The organism is Propionibacterium acidifaciens, assembly GCF_003798325.1.
GTDB classification, from domain to species: domain Bacteria; phylum Actinomycetota; class Actinomycetes; order Propionibacteriales; family Propionibacteriaceae; genus Propionibacterium; species Propionibacterium acidifaciens.
On record NZ_CP033719.1, the window covers coordinates 862,355 to 880,839 of the forward strand.

Below are 18,485 nucleotides of genomic sequence, written 5' to 3' on the forward strand. Positions count from 1 at the left end.
GCCGTCCGGTACCGGGCGTGCTCACCCGACGGCCGCGATGAGCGAGTCGAGCAGGGCGTCCAGCTCGCCGGCGCGGCGCTCGTTCGGGACGAAGCCGTTCTCGGTCATCTCGGCGAAGATGTTGATCGACAGCTGGGCGCGGATGGCCTTGGCGTCGAAGTTGCCGAAGATCTGCCGCCAGTGCTCCACGGCGCGCACGGCGCCGTCGGCGCCGTAGCCGACGAAGGCGACCGGCTTGCCCAGCCACTCGCCGCCGAGGTGGTCGACGGCGTTCTTCAGGCCGCCGGGCACCGAATGGTTGTACTCGGGGGTCACGATGACGAAGGCGTCGCAGGCGTCGACCGCGTCGCTCCATGCCTGGACGGCCGGGTCGTCGTACTTCTTGTCCGCCATGGCGGGCAGGTAGGCGCCGTCGAAGACGGGCAGGCCGAAGGACTTCACGTCGATGAACTCGACGTCGGCGCCCCCGTGGGTCCTGGCCCTCTCGAGCACCCAGTTCGCGACGGGCTCGCCCGCGCGCCCTTCCCGGACACTGCCGAGCACGATACCGATCCTCATCCTGTTCTCCCCTTCACTCTTTCACTCCTGGGGTCCTGTTCGCCCGGGCACGGTACGACCGGCCGATGGCACGAAGCTAATTCGTCGAGACATGAGTCAAAAGCTCTGGGCCTGTTCTTCCTCCACGGGCTGACGAGAGAATAAACGCGGGCAGCGCGCACATCGGAGCGCACGGCACGGTGCACGGCACGAGGAGCGCCCCGGCGGGCGGGCCGGGGCGGCGCAGGGCCCGTCGGTCGGGACCCGTGCCCGGCGCATGCCGCCCGAAGGCGCGGCGCGGGAAGCACCCGAGGGCGCGGTACGGGAGACGCCCGAGGACGCAGGGTCGGGCGCAGGCGACGGGCGCCCGGTCCGGAGTCGGGCGCCCGTCGCCCATGGAACCGCCGGGCGGGGACCGCCCCCGGCCCGCCCGGCGGTGCCCCGTCGGCCCCATCACCGGCCGGCGGCGGTGCGAATTCTCCCTGCCGCCCAGCAGCCCCTCACTGCCCGAGCAGGCCGAGGATCGTGCGGCGCAGCGCGCGGAAACCGGGATCGTCCCGGGCGCGCGGGCGCTCGAGCGCGACGGGCAGGTCGGCGATCACCCGGGCCGGGCGCGGCGAGAAGACGACGACCCGGTCGGACAGGAGCAGCGCCTCCTCGACGTCGTGGGTGACCATGATCCCGGTGAAGCCCCGCGCCTCCCACAGCCTCGCGATGTCGTGCTGGAGAGTCGAGCGGGTCAGCGCGTCGAGCTTGCCGAGCGGCTCGTCCAGCAGGAGGATGCGCGGACGGTTGACGAGGGCGCGGGCCAGCGAGGCGCGCTGGGCCATGCCGCCGGACAGCTCGGACGGGTAGGCCCGGCGGAAGCCGCCGAGGTCGACCATCTCGATCATCTCGTCGACGCGCTCGCGCTCGTCCGGCCGGTCGGCGACGCCGCGCACCTGCGGGCCGAGCCCGATGTTCTGCTCGACGGTCAGCCAGGGCAGCAGCGTCGGGTCCTGGAAGACGACGCCGCGCGAGGGGTCGGGGCCGTCAACCCGGTACCCGTCGGCGAAGATCTCGCCGCGGATCGGCCGGTCGAGTCCGGCGATGAGCCGCAGCAGGGTCGACTTGCCGCAGCCCGAGGGGCCGACGAGCGAGACGAACCGGCCGGGCGTGACGGACAGCGAGACGTCGTCGAGCACGGGCAGCGGCCTGCGGTGCGAGACGAAGGCCTGCACGACGTTCAGGGCGTCGACGGCGCCGCCTCCGGCCGTGGCGGCGCCCCCGGGGCCCGTGCTCTCGGGGGCCGCGCCCCCTGGGATCGTGTTCACCATCGGGTCAGGTCCTTCTGCCAGGACAGCACGCGGTTGCGCACTGCCAGTTCGGCGGTCAGCAGCGAGCCGCAGATGATCACCATGAGGGCGATCGCCGCGTACATCGCGGGGTAGGCGCTCCAGCCCTTCTTCCAGTTGATGTACCAGCCCAGGCCGGAGTTCACGCCGAGCGTCTCGGCGATCGTCAGGGTGACGAAGGCCGTCGGCAGCGCCATGAAGACGCCGGTGAAGATGCTCGGCAGGGCCGCGGGCAGGGAGACCCTGAGGATGAGGAAGCGGGTGGAGGCGCCGAGCGTCTGGCACACGTCGAAGTACTCGCGGGAGACCCCGCGGATGCCGGCGCTCGTCGTCACCGCCATCGGGAACCACACGGTGAGGGAGACGAGGAAGACGGCCGCGCTGAACGAGTTCGGGAAGGCGATGAAGACGATCGGGATCCACGCCAGCGTCGGCACCGGGCCGATGTACTTGACGATCGGGTCGAGCCAGTAGCCGGCGCGCCTCGACCAGCCCATCCACAGGCCGGTGGCCAGGCCGACGACGCCGCCCACGGCGACACCCGCGGCGAGCAGCAGGAGCGAGTTGCCGACCGAGCGGGCCAGCAGGGCGCGGTCGGACCAGCCCTCGGCGATGATCTGGCCGGGGCTCGGCACGTACGGCGGGCGCAGGGCGCCGGTCTTGGCGGTGAGCAGCTCCCAGGCCAGGACGACGACGGCGGTGGCGATCCACCACGGCGCCCAGGCGCCGAGCCAGCGCGAGGACGCCGCCCAGACGCGGGAGCCGAGCCATGCGGCGCCGAGCCCGGCGGTGAACGCCACGGCGAGCCAGAACGCCTGGGCCTCCCCCTTCACGAGATAGGCGCCGGTGGAGGGCACGAGCGCGACGACGATCGCCACGGCGGCCCACAGGGCGACGGCGGCGCCGGCCAGGGCGTGGTCGACGCTGTGCGGCCGGTGCCGCCGGACCAGCTCGGCGACGACCTGCGGGTCGGCGACGAGGGCCGCCTCGCGCTCCGACGCCGTGCCCGCCGCGTCCGCCCCGGGCGCGGTGCCCCGGCGCTCCGGTCCGACTGCGCTCATGCTCACCAGTCCAGTCCGAGGGTGTCGAAGGCCCGGTCGGCGAGGGCGTCGGTGTCGACGTCCGGGTCCAGGTAGCCGGTCCGCTTGAACTTCTCGATGCCCGGGGTGAGGGCGTCGCGCAGCTTCGTGACCGAGGGCTCCCAGCGGTAGCTCCGCAGCAGGGTCGCGACCAGGTCGACGTCGCCCGCGACGTAGCCCTTGTCGATCTCGAGGTGCGCGACCTCGTCCTCGTTGCCGGCGACGTAGCGCGAGCCCTCCGCCCACGCGGTGACGAGCTCACGGGCCACGTCCGGCTCGTCCGCGACGAGGTCGCCGTTGAGCGCGGTGCAGCAGCAGTAGGCCTGGGCGTTCGCCCCGGTCATGTTGGTGGCCAGCTCCCAGCCGTAGCCCTCCTGGATCGGGCGGTAGGCGATCGGGTCGCTCGTGGCGATGGCGTCGACCTCGCCGTTCTTCAGGGCATCGGCGACGAGTGGGGTGTCGTAGACCCTCCACTGCACCTCGCCGGCCTCGGCCGACGGGTCGATGCCGGCGTCGACGAGGTCGAGGGAGAAGAACATGGTCGCCGAGCTGGACAGGCTGGGCACGCCGATGGAGCGTCCGCGCAGGTCGGAGATCTGCTTGACGTCGGAGTCGTTGCGCGCGAGGAGCCGCAGGCAGCCGCTGTGCAGACCGGCGATGAACTTCACGTTCTGGCCCTGCTCGACGGGCTTGAGCCAGCTGTAGAAGATGCCGCTGGAGGCGTCGTAGGTGCCCGAGCCGACGGCGGCCTTGATGTCCTCGTCGCCGACGGTCTTGTGGAGGCCGACGTCCAGGCCGTGCTCGGCGAAGAAGCCCTTCTCGAGGGCGACGATGGCGGGGGCGTCGCAGACGTCGCCGCCGTAGATGAGGGTCAGCCGGCGGGCCTCGGCCGATGCCGAGGCGTCCGCGGCGGCCGCGGACCTGCCGTGGCGGTCGCCGAGGACTCCCCCGGCCGCGCCGCCGAGGACGAGACCGCCGACGGCGCCGGCCGCGATGCCGCCGATGAGGCCGCGGCGGGAGAGCCGCCGCGAGTCCCCGGCCCGCCGGGTGGTTCCGGTCTCCTGGACGACGGCGCCCGACGGCAGGACCCTCCCGGTCCCGTGCGCGCCGTCGGCGGGGTTGTTCGTTCCGGGCATTCGTCTTCTCCTGGTCTTCTCTGACTGCGCACGGCCGGGCCGTGCCGGGGCTGATGGGTTCGGGGCGCACTCGTCCCGCGGGACGGGTACGGTGATGGTGCTGCCGGTGCGGAGGCCGCTCGACGCGGGCCGGGACGCGGCGCCCGAACGGCCCGGGCCGGGCGTCGGCGGCGCGTCAGACCGACGCGGAAGGGCTCACTGGCGCACGGCGATCGGAGCGCAACAGTCGACCACGGGCGCCTGGATCCGGCGTGCCGCGGGTCGGCAGATGGTGCGCTGTGCCATGTACTGCTCCTCAGGGCGGAAGGACCGGCGGGCCGGGAAATCGGCCACGATCCGGCGCCGCAGCGGCGGCGCCCGACGGCTCCGGCCGTCGTCACGGGCCATGGTAGGCACGGGGAGGACCTCGGGCAACACCCCGCCCGACCCCGGCGCGCCGGTTCGCCGACGGTGGAGCGGCTCCCGCAGACCGCGGGCGGCCCGCACCGTGCGGGCCGCGCGTCCGGGAGAGGGGGCCGTCGTCCTCGGCATCGGACGGGGAGGCGCGGGACCGCGCGGCCGGGGCGGGGGCGGACCGGCCCGATCCCACTGCGGGCCGCCGACGGGTCTGACGCGACGGGGCCCGACAAGGGACAATTGACCCCATGGACTCAATCGACCTGTTCAAGGACGCCTTCACCAGGGTCGCCGAGGAACTGCCCCGCCAACTCGACGGGCTCCCCGCCGACTCCCTGCTGCGCCGCGCCCACACCACCGGCAACCCGATCGCCTGGCTCGTCTGGCACATCGGGCGCTGCGAGGACGCCCAGATGGCCGCCCTCGACGACCGCACCGAGGTCTGGGACACCGGGTGGCGCGAGCGCTTCGACCTGCCCTACGGACCCCACGACGGGGGCTACGGCCAGAGCCAGGAGGAGGTCGACCGGTTCACCGTCGCGGACCCCGGGCTCCTGCTCGGCTACTACGCGGCCGTGCACGAGCAGACCCTCGACGTCCTCGAGGCCGAGCGCGGCAAGAGCCTCGACCGCATCGTCGACGCCACCTGGGATCCCCCGGTCACCGCCGGGGTGCGCATCGTCTCGGTCATCAACGACATCACCCAGCACCTCGGCCAGATCGCCTATCTGCACGGCCTGCCCTCGGTCCGCTCCAACGTCCCCGCCCCCGGCTGGCGGCAGCCCTGAGCGGCCCGGGCCCCGGCGGGCCGGTCGTCCGCCCCGGCGCGGCGACGCGCCAGCATAATGGGGTCATGGATTCAGTTGACCTCATCAGGGACGCCTTCGCGCGCATCGCCGACGAGCTCCCCGGCAAGCTCGAGGGCATGTCCCCCCGCTCCCTGCTCCACCGCGCCCAGAAGCAGGGCCACTCCGTCTCGTGGCTGGCCTTCACCATGGCCCGCCGCCAGGACGAGCTGTTCGCCCGCATCGGCGACACGGCGCAGGTCTGGGACGACGGCTGGGCCGAGCGCTTCGACCTGCCCGAGTCCGCCGAGACCGTCGAGGACGAGGACTACCGCGTCGTCGACGCCGCGCTGCTGAGCGACTACTACCGGGCCGTCTCCGCAGCGAGCGCCAGGGTGCTCGAGTCGGGGGCCGCCGAGAACCTCGACCGCGTGCTCGAGGGCGGCAGGAGCGTGGGCTCCTCGCTCGTCGAGCTGCTCAACGAGATCACGAAGGACCTCGGCCAGATCGCCTTCCTGCGCGGCCTCACCGATTCGATCAAGGCGATGCACGCGAAGCGGCGGACCGAGCAGGACGGCTGAGCGGAGCCGGTCAGCCGCCGGCCCTGGTCCGGCGGGAGCTCTCGCTCATGTAGCGCTGGTGGATCGCGCGCACCTGCGCGGTGAAGGCGCACGTCTCGATCGTCCGCGACGAGATCGGCGGCAGCGAGTCGAGCAGCCGCGACAGCGCATCGTGCGCCCGCGCCGCGGCCGGGTCGCCGCCGGGAAGGCGGCGCCAGCACGAGGCCATGACGTCGAAGCCGAAGAGGTTGACCTCCTCCTGCACGTCCTGCCAGCGCGACAGCGTCTCGGGGTCGTCCGGGCGCTGGGACGAGAGGATCTCCGAGGCCCGGCCGAGTTCGAAGACCATCGTGCGGCGGTCCTCGCGGGAGGCCCGGGTGACGAGCCTGCCGGCCGACAGGTCGGCCAGCACCCGCTCGATGCACCGCAGCGTGCGCCGGTACTGGCTGCGCACGAGCAGCACCGGAGCGCTGCGCCCGACGAGCCAGATCATGCCGGTGGCGGCGCCGGCACCGATGACGGTCTCGACGACGCGGTCGCGCATGAGCACGGCGATGTCGGCGCGCGAGACGACGGGCGTCATCATGAGCGAGAAGATCGTGATGCACACGACGGCCACCGCGTAGTTGCGGGTGACGATGACCTCCAGGCCGTAGATCATGACGACGACGATGCCCACCCGGACCCATGGCGCGGGCTGGAGGGCGACGATGCCGACGTAGCAGAGCACGCCGACGCCGGTCCCGATGACGCGGTGGGCCGCCCGGATCGTCAGATCGGCGCGCGAGGCGCCCATGTGCAGGACGATGAGGCTCGACAGGATCGCCCAGTAGGCGTGGCCGACAGGCGAGGCGATCATCATCGTCGAGGCCGCGAGGACCGCCGGGGCGGCCCGGGCGGCGACGAGCCGGGGGCGCGAGCCGCGGTCGGCGGCGGTCCTCAGCAGGTAGCGGGCCGACGGCCGCCCCAGCGGCACCCGCCGGAAGTTCTCCCCGATGTCAAGGCTCGAGGTCGGGAAGGACTCTCCGCGCAGCACGTCGACGAGGTTCAGGTGGATGCCCATGAGCCGCTCCTCGATGTCGCGGCGGGCGGCGGTGCGCCCCGTCAGGCGGCGCCGCCCGGTGCGCAGCACGTGCCAGGCGTTGTTCACCGCGAAGACCGCCTCCGAGCGCATCCGGTTCGCCCGGCGCGCGAGGCACCCGTCCGGGCGGTCGCGGTACGCGCTGACCGCCTCATCGGCCTCGTCGACCGCCCCGCGCTCCGGCGCCAAGAGATCGAACGACAGGATGACCACCGAGGTCAGCGAGGCGATGAGCCACGACAGGCCGGTGACCCTCAGCAGCGTCGTGAGGGCGTAGCCGTGGCCCGTCATGTACGCCGAGAAGGCCGCCGCGAAGATCGTGTTGATGGGCCCCGGAGGCCCGGTGAGCAGGGCGTGCCAAGTCCACACGATGACGAGGGTGAGCAGGCCGAACAGCGGGGGGATGAGCCACGTGCGGGGGCCGACGAGGGCGCCGACGCACTCCATCGCGAGGGTCGCGGGCCCGACGACGAGCAGCATCCTCACGCGGTTGCGCAGGGGCGCCTCGCGGCCGGTGTGCGCGGCCTGGGCGCCGATGAGGCCCATCGAGCCGAGCGAGGGGCCGAAGATGAGGCAGGAGACCACCAGCCCGGTGGCGACGGCGGCGCACCAGCGGGCGGCCCGGGCGGCGCGTCCGGGCTCGGGGTGCACGACGACGAGGCTGCGCCCCAGCCTGCCCGCCGATCGTCTCGCCCTGCTCACCCGGGTGAGTCTAGGGGGACGCCGGCCGGCGCCGTGACGGCCGGCACATGCCGCCCACGCGGCTCGGGGCGACGGGGGGCCCGCCGACGCGCAGGCGCGGCAGGTGGGCCCCGCAACGAGCGGCGGCGCGGCCCGCCCGGTGCTCGACCGGACCGACCGCGCCGCGGGGACTGCGATGAATCGACTAGAAGCAGTCGCTCTCGATGCGTTCGAGGGCCGCCTCCCAGCGGCCCTGGAGGTACGCCGGGTCGACGCCCTCGGCGAGCCTCGTGTGGGTCACCGTGAGCTCGGTGTGCCCCTCGTCGGGGGCCGCCACCCGCAGGTCGACCAGAGAGGCGGGGGCGTCGTCGTTCTTCCGCCACCAGAAGCGGACCTGCTCGCGGGGGTGGAAGCTCCTGATGACGCCCGAGCGGCCGTCCGCCGCCTTCCACGCCTGACCCTTCTCGCCGAGCATGGCGCCGCGGCCGAGCAGCGCCTCGGAGCCCTCCTTCGTCATGAGCACGCCCCACACCCGCGACAGCGGCTGGGCGATGGTGCGCGTCACGACGACGCCGTCGGGAGAGGACTCGGGCGCCTCATTCTTTGGCTGTTCCGACATGGGAACCTCGATTCATCCGATGGTCTCTTCATGTGGGCCGGATCGGCGCTCGGCTCGTCCGCAACGCTGCGACCCGACGTACCCAAACCCTATTCCGATGCGCATCCGGGCGGAAGCGGAGGGGGCCGGATTCGGGCCGGCCGGACGACCCCTCACGACTCCCCCGCCGTGCCCGGGAGGCCCCTCGCGTCAGGCCCCACGGGCCCCGGCTCCGGGCCCGTCCCCTCCGCCGGAGGGTCCCCCCACGGGGCCCGTCCCTCCGCCCCAGGGCGTCCCGCCCCGGCGGCCCGAGACGGAGGGCTCGTCGGCGAGCCAGAAGCGCAGCGGCGCGGACACCGCCCGCGAGATGCCGATGCGCGGCCCGACGAGGATCCGCCCCGCCGGCCCGCCGGGCGCGGTGAGCCCGAAGAGGCCGTCCGGCCCGCCGAGCAGCAGGCCGTTGTCGGACAGGTCGAGGCCGAGCGCCCGGCCGAGGTTGCCGGGCCCCCTGGCGAGGAGCGCGTCGGGCCGGTCGGCGGGCAGCCCCCGGCGCTCCCGGGCGTCGGCGGCGCCGTCGACGACCTCACCGGCGCGCAGGAGCACCGCCGAGGCCCGCCCCGCCGGCGAGCAGACGATGTTGCCGGCGCGGTGGATGCCGTAGCTGACGTAGACGTAGATGCTGCCGGGCGCCCCGAACATGACGGCCGCCCGCCCGCGCTCGCCGCGGTGGGCGTGCGAGGCGGGGTCGTCGAGGCCCAGGTAGGCCTCGACCTCGGTGAGGCGCACGGCGACGGATCCCCGCCGGACGACCGCCCCGAGCAGCTGCGGGGCGACCTCGTCGGCGCGGGCGCTGAGATCGATCACGGCCCCAGTGTGGCACCCCGGCGCCCCGGCGCCGTCCGGCGCGTCCGCCGCGCGCCGGGCAGGACGACCGGGCCTCGGGAAGTAGCGTGGGGGCCATGTCCAGCCGTACCGCCCGAGCCCGCGCGGTCCTGTGCGCCCTCGTCGCCGGGGCCCTCGCCCTGGCCGGCTGCGCCCGTGGGGCGGGCAGGACCGGCCCCAGCGGCTCCCCCGCGCCCACGAGCACGGCCTCGCAGGCCAGCCCGGGCTCCGCGCCCGACCCGGCGTACGACCTGACCCGGCCGGGCAGGGCCCGCCAGGTCATCGGCTTCCTGCGCCACGCGAGCGGCGACCGCCCGGTGCTGCGCATCGAGGTCACCGCGGCGGCGGCGAACCTCACCTACCTCACCGAGGACGACAAGGCCGAGACGATCGGCTACGCCAACGGCGCGATCTCCCATCTCGACTCGACGATCAAGTACATCGACCAGGCCCGGTTCGACCCCGACGACTTCGCCTTCGACGACGTGGCGGCCCTCTTCGAGACCGCCGCCGAGGTCTCCGGCTCCAACCAGGACCAGGACCTCCAGATCAACGAGTACGACCACGGCAATGTGCTCATGACGGTCACCACGACGCCCGAGTCGAGCACCGTCTTCTTCCGCGACGACGGCTCGGTCATCAACGAGCTCGACCTGACGCGCGCAGCCGACATCGCCGAGGCGCTGGCCGACACCGTCCAGAACTCGCCGCAGGTGCTCTCGGTGACGATCAAGGCGGACGCCCTGAGCGTGCGGGTGCGCACCGACGAGGCGACCGTCGAGGAGCGCACCCGGCGCGCGGGGCTGCCGACGATCGTCTCGACGATCAAGAACAGCGACAAGAACCCGTCGTTCGACTCCTCTCTCATCAGCCCCGAGACGATCGCCCGGCTCATCGCGCAGACGGCCGGCCAGGGGGGTCGCAGCCCCGCCCCCGACGTGACCGTCACGATCAACGTCGAGTCGGGCAGGACCGAGCCGCTCATGCGCTTCCAGGCCGGCGGCACCGAGATCGTGACCGACATGAGCGGCGCGGTGCAGGAGAAGTAGCCGCACGGGGCGTCGTCCCGCGCCCGGGGAGCCGGCTCCGTTCGCAGAGCTGGTCCCCGCCGCCGCACGGCGTCGTCCCGCACCGAGGAGACCGGCTCGACTTCCCCTCGTCGATGAGACAGGTCGGCGTCCGTCGTCCCGCGCCCGGGGGCCGGACATGACGACCGGGCTGCGCCTGTCGGCGGCCCGGGGCGTCCCGGGCCCGGGGGCCGGGGGTCGGCGCTGGGGGACGACGGCCGCGCTCCGCGCCTCGCGGCGCGGGCGGCCCCTCACCGCGCACCCGCTCGACGGCGGTTCCGTCCACCGGACGCCCCGGCCGCGTGGAAGAATTGGGCGGTGCGCATCGTCGGGGTTCATCGTCTGTCGGAGGGACCCGTCGTCGACGTCACCGTCGGCCATGGCCAGGACCCTCGCCAGCTGCTCTGGCGCAGGGGCTGGACGGTGAGCGACTGGATGTCGGCCTCCGGGTGCGACGACGGGATCGTCATGACGGCCCGGGTCGCCCAGCGGGGCGCGGGCAGCCGGATGCCCCGGCGCCACGCCCACCGCGTCCACGCCCTGCCGCGCGAGAACGGCGTCGAGCCGGTGCCGCGCCAGCGCGTAGCCGCCTATGCGATCGTCCGCTCCCCCCTCGGCGTGCTCGGCACGACCTGCAGCCGGCGCACCGCCGTGCCCGGGCGCTGGCAGCTGCCCGGCGGCGGCGTCGAGCCCGGCGAGACGCCCAGTGAGGCGGTCATCCGCGAGGTGCTGGAGGAGGCCGACCAGCGCATCCGGATCCTGCGCGTCGTCGACCTCCAGTCGAACCACTGGATCGGCACCTCCCCCGCCGGCGTGCTCGAGGACTTCCAGGCGCTGCGCATCATCTACACGGCCGTCTGCGCCGAGCCGAGGCCCCCGCGGGTGCTCGATGTCGGGGGCACCACCGAGTCGGCGCGCTGGGTGTCGGTGCGCCACTGGCGCGCGCTGCCGTGGACCTCGGGCGCGCGATCGGCGCTCGACAAGCATCTCGGCAGCATCGGCGGCGGGCACCCGGGCGGAGCCCGCTGAACGGCACGCCGGAGCCCGCCAACCAGCCCGTCGGGCGGTGCGCGACGGGCCCGGCCCCTTCCTGCGCGTCGTGATCTGTGATGGGCTGTCCGTACCCGGGCCCGCACCCAGGAGCGGCCCCCGGTGCGACGCGGGAGCCGGCGCCGGGCTCCCCGCGGCACCCCGCCGACACGGCGCAGGATCCCAGGAGGACCACCGATGAACCGTACCGAGACGCTCGCCCGGGTCGGCTCGATGCAGCAGCTCGCCTTCGTGCGCTCCATGCGGCAGGAGGACGGCCGAGCGGCCGGCATGCGCACGATCGAGGTGAAGAACGGGCCCCTGTGCTTCACCGCCATGGCGGACAAGGCGCTCGACGTCGCCCGGCTCGAGTACCGCGGGCAGAACCTCACCTTCACCTCCAAGCCCGGCCTCAACGGCCGCAACCCCTTCGACACCCACGGTCTGGAGGCGCAGCGGTCCATCATGGGCGGGCTGTTCTTCACCTGCGGCTTCGAGAACATCGGCGCCCCCTGGCGCGACCCCCAGGGGCGCGAGTACCCCATGCACGGGCGGCTCCGCACGAGCCCGGCCGAGCACGTCGGCCACGACGCCGCCTGGGAGGGCGACGACTACGTCCTGTCGGTCCACGGGGAGGTCCGCGAGGCCGAGCTCTTCGGCGAGAACCTCCTGCTGCGTCGCCGTCTGAGCACTCGCCTCGGCGAGCCGGCCCTGGAGCTCGTCGACGAGGTCGTCAACGAGGGCTTCCGCGACGAGCCCATGATGCTCATGTACCACTGCAACATCGGCTGGCCGCTCCTCGCGCCCGGGGCCGAGGTCGTCATCCCGAGCCTCGGCGCGGAGCCCCGCAACGAGGACGCGGCGGCCGATCCGACCCCCTGGTCGGGCGTCGAGGAGCCGCGCCCCGAGGTGCCCGAGTCGGTCTACCTGCACACCCTCGCCGCCGCCGACGACGGCTCGACCTTCGCCGGGGTCGTCAACGACGGGCTCGGGCTCGCGCTCGTCGTCGAGTTCTCGACCCGGGAGTTCCCCTGCTTCACGCAGTGGAAGTCGATGGCCTCCGGCGACTACGTCGTCGGTCTCGAGCCGTCGAACTCCTCGGTCCACGGCCGCGGGTACCACGAGGCGCGCGGCGACCTGCACCGCCTGCCGGCCCAGTCGTCCGAGACGAAGCACCTGCGCTTCACCGTCCTGGACGACCCGGCGGACATCGCCGCGCTGCGCCGGCGGCGCGACGCCCTCTGCGGCCGTCCCTGAGGCGTTCCGGCACAGGGCGTCCGTCCCCGGGCGCACGGGGACCCCGCCCGAGGGAACACGGTCGAGCGCCTCAGGCGGACGCGCCCGGGGACGCAGCGGAGGGGCCCCTCCGCTGCGTCCCGTCTCCGGTCAGTTCCGGAGGAAGCTGAGGATGCGCAGGATGTTCGTGTACAGCCACACGAGCGTCACCATGAGGCCGAAGCCGGCGCGCCAGGACTCCTTGGCGGGGGCGCCCATGCGGACGCCGCGCTCGCACTCCTCGAGGTCCATGAGCAGGCACATGACGGCCAGGGTGACGCCGATGCCGGCGAAGAGCCAGCTCAGCATGCCTGCGCCGGAACCGATCTCCGTGAGGCCGAGGCTCCCGCCGAGGAGGACGACGACGAAGTTGACGAGGGCCACGACGGCATAGGCGATGACCGACAGGACGACGATCCGGCGCAGCCGCCCGGTGACGCGCACCCCGAGGTAGCGGTAGGCGGCGAGGACCACGGCCGTCGCCGCGAGGGTGCCGAGCACCGCCTGCGAGACGATGCCCGGGTAGAGGTACTCGAAGACCCTGCTCCACGCGCCGAGCATGAGGCCCTCGGCGACGGTGTAGACCATGATGGCCGGCACCGAGGTGGAGTGGCGCACGGTCACGACGACCGACGTCACGACGGCGACGAGCGAGGAGACGATGGCCACCGGGTAGAGCAGCGCGGTGGGCAGGAAGAGCCAGGAGACGGCCGCCGCGGCGAGCAGGACGACGAACAGCGTGCCGGTCTTGGCCAGCACGTCGTTGATCGTCATGACGGCCGGGGCCTGTCCCTGGGGCGCGTAGCCGGAGGGCTGCCCCCAGGCCTGGGCGCCGTACACGGGCTGACCGTACTGCTGGGGGCCGTAGCCGTGGCCCGGCCGGGCGTACTGCTGGGGGCCGGGGTTCTGGAAACCGGTCTGACGGTGGCCGGGGGTGAACGCGTCACTCCTGCTGAGGACGGGGTTGGTGCTGCGCACGACGCTCCAATCGGTCGACTCGCCCTTGGGGCCTTTCCTCCAGCGTAGCGGTCCGCGCCCGGAGGGGAAGGGGCGCTCGCCCCCGGAGCGGCCCCGTGACGGCGCACCGGCTCCTCCTCACCCGTCGGCGGGGCCCGGCGCGGCGAGGATCTCGTCGACGGCCGCGGACAGCCGATGCAGGCGCCGTCGGACCACCGCGGCCGACCCGCCCCCCTCGATCGCCAGCCCGGCCACGAGGCCGAAGCCGGCATCCATGAGCAGCTCGGCGGCCTGCTCGACGCCGAGCGAGGTCGAGAGCCGCCCGCAGCGCATCCAGGAGCGCACGATCGCCGTGACGAGCGCGCGGATCCGGGCGAGATTCCCCCCGAGCATCGTCCGCACGACCTCGTCGCGAGCGGCCTCGGCCCAGGCGTTCACCGCCAGGCGGACGTCCTGGACGATCATCGCCTCGTCGGCGCCCGGAGGCAGGAGCAGCGACATGGCCTCCCGCAGGACCCCGTCCGGCGGGGCCGGGTCGTTCCTGCCGGCCACCTCCTCGAGGTAGCCGATGAGCGGGCCGAGGCGCTCGGCCGAGACCGCATGGATGAGCTGGGTCTTGCCCTCGGGGTAGTAGCGGTAGACGGTGCTCGACGAGACGCCGGCGGCGGCGATGATCTGGTCCATCGTCACGGCGTGGAAGCCGTCGTCGGCGAAGCAGGCGCGCGCGGCCCGCAGGATGCGCTGCGCCTGACCGTGCCGGTACTCCTCGCTCACCCGTGGCATGGCCTGATCATAACGGCGGCCGCGGGCACGCCATCGGGCGCCACGTGACCCGGGGCGATCCCCGAGCAAACAAAAACGATCATTGTCATTTGACTCGCGGCGACCTATTGTTACGAAAACGCTCGTTTCGATATAGGAGTTCTCATGACACTGATCCTCGACACCGACGCGACCCGGACGGCGCCTCCGACGCCGCGACGGCGCGTCCTCGTGAGCGCCGTCATCGCGCAGCTGATGGTCGTGCTCGACATGACGATCATCGCCATCGCTCTGCCCGACATGCAGGCGGACCTGGCGATGACACCCGCTCAGCAGCCGTGGGCGGTGACGGCCTACACGCTGGCCTTCGGCGGTCTCGTCCTGTTCGGCGGGCGGGTCGTCCAGGCGCTCGGGCTGCGGGCCTGCTACGCGATCGCGCTGAGCGGCTTCGCCCTGGCGAGCCTCGCCGGCGGCCTGGCGCCGTCCTTCGCGGTGCTCGTGACGGCCCGGGCCGTCCAGGGGGCCTTCGCCGCACTCCTCGCCCCGACTGTGCTCGCCCTGGTGAGCAGCACCTTCCCCGACCACCGGGCGCGCGCCAGGGCCTTCTCGGTGCTCGGCGCGACCGGCGGGCTGGGCGCGGCGGCCGGCCTGCTCATCGGCGGGGCCCTCACCGACGCCCTGAGCTGGCGCTGGTCGCTCTACGTGAACCTGGCGATCGCCGCCGCGGCCCTGCTCATCGGCGTCCGGCAGGTGCCCGCCGCCGCCCGCGAGCCCGGGCAGGACCGCGTCGACGACGACCTGCTCGGGCTGCTGCTGGGCTGCGCCGGCATCTTCAGCATCGTCTTCGGACTCGACCGCGCCCAGCAGCACTCGTGGACGGCGCGCGAGACGATCGCCTGGCTGGGCGCCGGCGTCGTCCTGCTGGCCCTGCTCGTCCTGTGCGAGCACCGCGCCGAGCGGCCGGTGCTGCCGCTGTGGATCCTCGCGAGCCCGGCGCGCGCCGCCTCGTACGCCGCCCAGTTCTTCGCCGGCGCCGCCCAGATGGGCGGGCTGGTCCAGCTCACCGCCTATCTGCAGCGCCACTTCGGCTACTCGCCGCTGCGCACGGGTGTCGCCTTCCTGCCCATGGTCGGCACCGTCATCGTCACCGCCCTGGTCGTCGGCCGCCTCCTCGTGCCGAGGCTGGGCGCCCGGGTCCTTCTGCCGACGGGTCTGCTCGTGGAGGGCCTCGCCCTGCTCGTTCTCTCCGGCGTCTCGTTCGACGCCGACTACACGCGGATCGCGCTGCCCGGGCTGCTCGTCATCGGCGTCGGTGTGGGCATCACCACCCCGGTCGCCTTCAACAGGGGGACGGACGGCGTGCCGGCCGAGCGCTCCGGGCTGGCCTCGGCGGTGCTCAGCGCGAGCCAGCAGATCGGCTCGTCCTTCGGAGTGGCGCTCCTGGCGGCGCACATCGCGCACGCCGCCGGCGACTACGCGTCCGAGCACGCGGGCGAACTGCAGCAGCGGGTGACCGAGGCGCTCGCCGGCGCCCGGGCGACGCCGGACAGCGAGGCGGGCCGGGCGATCATCGCACGGCTGCGGGAGGACCTCGTCGCGCATGCCCAGGTCAGCGCCTGCGCCAGCGGCTTCGCCCTCCTGGCCCGGATCCTGCTCGGCGCCGCGGCGGTGCTGGCCGCCTGCGGGCTCGTCCGTGCCCTGACGGCGCGACGCCGGCGCGCGGGCGCCGTCACAGACGGCGGGCCTCGGCCAGCACCTCGTCCAGCATCGGGGCGGTGAGCCGGCCGGTGAAGGTGTTCTGCTGGCTGGGGTGGTAGGAGCCCAGCAGCGTGACGGCCCGCCCGTCCGGGGCGGACAGCCGGGCGGCGGCGCCGTGCCCGAAGCGCGGCGCGGGGCGGGGCGCGTCCCAGCCGATGCCGCGGACCACGCGCAGCACCGCGCCCCAGGCGACCTGACCGAGGGCGAGGACGACACGGACGGACGGCAGGAGCTCGATCTCGCGGGCGAGCCAGGGCGCGCAGGCGTCCCGCTCGGCGGGCGCGGGCCGGTTCGCGGGCGGAGCGCACCGCACGGCGGCGCCCATCCTGGCCCCCACGAGCTCCTGCCCGTCGCCGGCGGACTGCGAGGAGGCCCTGCGCGCGAGCCCGGCGCGGTGGAGGGCGGCCCAGAGCCAGTCGCCGGATCGGTCGCCGGTGAACATGCGGCCGGTGCGGTTGGCCCCGTTCGCGGCCGGCGCGAGGCCGACGATGAGGATGCGCGGGCGCGCGTCCCCGAAGCTCGGCACGGGCCGGCCCCAGTAGGGCTCGTGGGCGAAGGAGGCGCGCCGTCCGACGGTGGCCGCCGATTCGCGCCAGGCGACGAGCCGCGGGCAGGCGCGGCACACGGAGACGGCGGCGTCCAGCTCCTCGAGGGTCGCGGCGCCCGCGGCGAGGCGGGCCGCCCCGGCGGCGTCGCGGGCGACGGGGGTGCCCGGCCGGGCGGGGTCCCCCGGCCATCCCGTCCCCGGCGGGACCGGGGACTCGAAGCGGACGCCGGTGAGCGGGTGCGGGTCGGTCATGAGGACACCGTAGCCCCGGACCGGGACCCCGTCCCCGGGCCGGCGCCGGAGGGCCCGGCCCGGCCGTGCCCCCGACGAGAGTCGAACTCGTACTGGGGCGGGTTTAAGCCGCCTGCCTCTGCCATTGGGCTACGGGGGCCCGCGCCCAGACTACCGACCGGTGGCTCCTCCGGGGCCCTCGTCGGCGGGCCGGTTCAGCGGACGGCCGGCCCCCGGCCGTCCCCGTCCGAGAGCAGACCGAGGGCCACGCCGTCGAGGATGTCGGCCTCCGAGGCGATGAGTTCGGCGGTCCCGACCCGCCGGACGACCTCGTCGACGATGAGGGCGCCGGCGCACAGCACCTCGGCCCGCTGCGGCTGCACCGGGCCCCAGCAGGTGATGTCGGCGACCGTGCTCGTCAGCAGGCGCTCCGCGACACGGTGGACGGCGGCGGCGCCCATGGCGGCGCCGTGGACGCGGGCCCGGTCGTAGCGGCGCAGCCGCAGCGCGAGGGCCGTCATCGAGGTGACGGTGCCGGCGACGCCGATGAACGAGCCGATGCCGCCGAGATCGAGCCCGGCGCCGTCCAGCTGGTGGCGCACAAGCTCGCGGGCCTCGCCGACCTCGCCGGCCGTCGGGGGGTCGCCGTGCAGGATGCGCTCGCGCAGGCGGCGCGAGCCGACGTCGATGCTGACGCCCCGCTCGACGGCCGTGACGCTGTCCTGGCAGCAGGCGGCCGTGCCGCGCACCAGCTCGGTGGAGCCGCCGCCGCTGTCCATGACGAGCACGGGGTTCCTCGGGCAGCGGATGCCGTTGACGGCCCCGGCGAAGCTCAGCTCGGACTCCTCGACGCCGCTGATCACCTCGGGCTCGATGCCCATGCGCGCGCGGACGCCGGCGAAGAACTCCTCGCGGTTGACGGCGTCGCGGGTGGCCGAGGTCGCGACGAAGCGGGTCCGGGAGCAGTCCAGGTCGGCGATGATCTCGGCGTACTGCTCGCAGGCCCGGAAGGCCCGTCGCAGGGCGTCGGGGGCGAAGCGCCCGGTGGCGTCCACGCCCTCGCCCAGGCCGACGAAGGTCAGCCTGCGGTCGAGCTCGCGCAGGAAGCCGTCGGCGTCGAGCGTCCCGACGAACAGGCGCAGGGTGTTGGTCCCGCAGTCGATGGCCGCGACCCTCATGACGCCGCCTCCCCGGCGGGCGCGCCGTGTCGGGGGCAGGGCTCGTCCCAGAACGGGCCGAGCAGCTCCAGGGTCTCGTCGCCGAGGGGGTTGACGCCCGGGCCCGCCGCGAGGGCGTGGGCGAGGAGGGCGTGCAGGCACTTGACGCGCCGAGGCATGCCACCGGCGCTGATGCCCTCGAGCTCGGGGACCTCGCCGTGGGCCCGACGGTCGGCCAGGTAGGACTCGTGCGCGCGCCGGTGGGCGGCGGCGAGCTCCTCGTCCTGCCCGAGGCGGGCCGTCATCGAGGCCATGACGCCGTCGGCCTCCAGGCGCGAACAGCCGACGACGGCGCGCGGATCGGTGAGGTAGTAGAAGGTCGGGAAGGGCGAACCGCCGGGGAGCCGCGGTTCGGTCGCGATGACGCCCGGGCATCCGCACGGGCTGCGCCAAGCCACCGCCACGAGCCCCCTGGGGGCCCGGCCGAGTTGATCGGCGATGATCCTCAGATCCTCATCGCTGAGAGGTTCGGACTGACGCACGACACAATTCTTCCACGGGGCGGGTAACCCCCGCCCCGGCAGCGCCCCGCGCCGGGGCCGGCTCGGCGGACGCTTCGCGTCGTGAAGCAGA

The 18,485-nt window shown here is 74.2% G+C and carries 17 protein-coding genes, 1 tRNA gene and 1 pseudogene; 6 read left to right on the forward strand and 13 right to left on the reverse strand.

Features of this window, described 5'->3' with window-relative positions; all coding sequences use genetic code 11:
• Positions 1-21: 21 nt before the first annotated feature.
• The 4 genes from EGX94_RS03665 to EGX94_RS03680 all read right to left on the reverse strand — a co-directional run bounded on the left by EGX94_RS03665 (position 22) and on the right by EGX94_RS03680 (position 4,086).
• The gene (locus EGX94_RS03665; protein WP_028706864.1) at positions 22-558 is read right to left on the reverse strand and encodes an NADPH-dependent FMN reductase; all 537 of its coding nucleotides are present in this window, start codon (positions 556-558) and stop codon (positions 22-24) included.
• 479 nt (positions 559-1,037) lie between these two features.
• Complete coding sequence (locus EGX94_RS03670; protein WP_081660734.1) at positions 1,038-1,853, reverse strand: ABC transporter ATP-binding protein; 816 nt, start codon at positions 1,851-1,853, stop codon at positions 1,038-1,040.
• The gene (locus tag EGX94_RS03675; RefSeq protein ID WP_028706865.1) at positions 1,847-2,932 is read right to left on the reverse strand and encodes an ABC transporter permease; all 1,086 of its coding nucleotides are present in this window, start codon (positions 2,930-2,932) and stop codon (positions 1,847-1,849) included. The genes EGX94_RS03670 and EGX94_RS03675 overlap by 7 nt, the downstream gene beginning before the upstream one ends.
• Positions 2,933-2,934: 2 nt before the next feature.
• Positions 2,935-4,086, reverse strand: coding sequence for an ABC transporter substrate-binding protein (locus tag EGX94_RS03680; protein WP_021797552.1), 1,152 nt, complete (start codon positions 4,084-4,086; stop codon positions 2,935-2,937).
• A gap of 644 nt (positions 4,087-4,730) precedes the next feature.
• Here EGX94_RS03680 and EGX94_RS03685 point away from each other — a divergent pair.
• Complete coding sequence (locus EGX94_RS03685; protein ID WP_021797548.1) at positions 4,731-5,270, forward strand: mycothiol transferase; 540 nt, start codon at positions 4,731-4,733, stop codon at positions 5,268-5,270.
• Between the two features lie 65 nt (positions 5,271-5,335).
• A complete protein-coding gene (locus EGX94_RS03690; RefSeq protein WP_021797554.1) occupies positions 5,336-5,848 on the forward strand; it encodes a DUF664 domain-containing protein in 513 nt (170 codons plus the stop codon).
• Positions 5,849-5,858: 10 nt separating this feature from the next.
• On the opposite strand, the gene EGX94_RS03695 is transcribed toward EGX94_RS03690, so the two are convergent.
• The 3 genes and pseudogenes from EGX94_RS03695 to EGX94_RS03705 form a co-directional block, all read right to left on the reverse strand.
• Entirely contained in the window at positions 5,859-7,610 is a 1,752-nt protein-coding gene (locus EGX94_RS03695; RefSeq protein WP_021797551.1) for an FUSC family protein, read from the reverse strand.
• 184 nt (positions 7,611-7,794) lie between these two features.
• Entirely contained in the window at positions 7,795-8,208 is a 414-nt protein-coding gene (locus tag EGX94_RS03700; protein ID WP_021797177.1) for an SRPBCC family protein, read from the reverse strand.
• 279 nt (positions 8,209-8,487) lie between these two features.
• Positions 8,488-9,051: pseudogene (locus tag EGX94_RS03705) on the reverse strand (DNA-3-methyladenine glycosylase); the annotation flags it as partial.
• 95 nt (positions 9,052-9,146) lie between these two features.
• Here EGX94_RS03705 and EGX94_RS03710 point away from each other — a divergent pair.
• The 3 genes from EGX94_RS03710 to EGX94_RS03720 all read left to right on the forward strand — a co-directional run bounded on the left by EGX94_RS03710 (position 9,147) and on the right by EGX94_RS03720 (position 12,422).
• Positions 9,147-10,118, forward strand: coding sequence for a hypothetical protein (locus EGX94_RS03710; protein ID WP_123825911.1), 972 nt, complete (start codon positions 9,147-9,149; stop codon positions 10,116-10,118).
• A gap of 453 nt (positions 10,119-10,571) precedes the next feature.
• The gene (locus EGX94_RS03715; RefSeq protein ID WP_081660737.1) at positions 10,572-11,165 is read left to right on the forward strand and encodes an NUDIX hydrolase; all 594 of its coding nucleotides are present in this window, start codon (positions 10,572-10,574) and stop codon (positions 11,163-11,165) included.
• 198 nt (positions 11,166-11,363) lie between these two features.
• The gene (locus EGX94_RS03720) at positions 11,364-12,422 is read left to right on the forward strand and encodes an aldose 1-epimerase family protein (protein ID WP_021798690.1); all 1,059 of its coding nucleotides are present in this window, start codon (positions 11,364-11,366) and stop codon (positions 12,420-12,422) included.
• 129 nt (positions 12,423-12,551) lie between these two features.
• Here the strand turns inward: EGX94_RS03720 and EGX94_RS03725 are convergent, their stop codons facing one another.
• Together EGX94_RS03725 and EGX94_RS03730 are read right to left on the reverse strand one after the other, a co-directional pair.
• Positions 12,552-13,418: a Bax inhibitor-1/YccA family protein gene (locus tag EGX94_RS03725; protein ID WP_021798691.1), complete on the reverse strand. Its 867-nt coding sequence runs from the start codon at positions 13,416-13,418 to the stop codon at positions 12,552-12,554.
• 117 nt (positions 13,419-13,535) lie between these two features.
• Positions 13,536-14,180, reverse strand: a complete 645-nt coding sequence (locus tag EGX94_RS03730; RefSeq protein WP_021798692.1) for a TetR/AcrR family transcriptional regulator — start codon at positions 14,178-14,180, stop codon at positions 13,536-13,538.
• A gap of 144 nt (positions 14,181-14,324) precedes the next feature.
• On the opposite strand from EGX94_RS03730, the gene EGX94_RS03735 reads away from it, so the two are divergent.
• The gene (locus tag EGX94_RS03735) at positions 14,325-15,938 is read left to right on the forward strand and encodes an MFS transporter (protein ID WP_051245580.1); all 1,614 of its coding nucleotides are present in this window, start codon (positions 14,325-14,327) and stop codon (positions 15,936-15,938) included.
• On the opposite strand, the gene EGX94_RS03740 is transcribed toward EGX94_RS03735, so the two are convergent.
• From EGX94_RS03740 to EGX94_RS03755, 4 genes are all read right to left on the reverse strand, one after another.
• Positions 15,889-16,716, reverse strand: a complete 828-nt coding sequence (locus EGX94_RS03740) for a uracil-DNA glycosylase (protein WP_028706871.1) — start codon at positions 16,714-16,716, stop codon at positions 15,889-15,891. The two genes, EGX94_RS03735 and EGX94_RS03740, sit on opposite strands and share 50 nt — an antisense overlap.
• A 66-nt stretch (positions 16,717-16,782) precedes the next feature.
• Positions 16,783-16,855 (reverse strand) — tRNA-Leu (locus EGX94_RS03745).
• A gap of 55 nt (positions 16,856-16,910) precedes the next feature.
• On the reverse strand, positions 16,911-17,873 hold the full coding sequence (locus tag EGX94_RS03750) for a Ppx/GppA phosphatase family protein (RefSeq protein WP_021798070.1): 963 nt from the start codon (positions 17,871-17,873) through the stop codon (positions 16,911-16,913).
• Positions 17,870-18,394, reverse strand: a complete 525-nt coding sequence (locus EGX94_RS03755) for a DUF501 domain-containing protein (protein ID WP_021798073.1) — start codon at positions 18,392-18,394, stop codon at positions 17,870-17,872. Before EGX94_RS03755 ends, EGX94_RS03750 begins: the two co-directional genes overlap by 4 nt.
• Between the last annotated feature and the right edge of the window lie 91 nt (positions 18,395-18,485).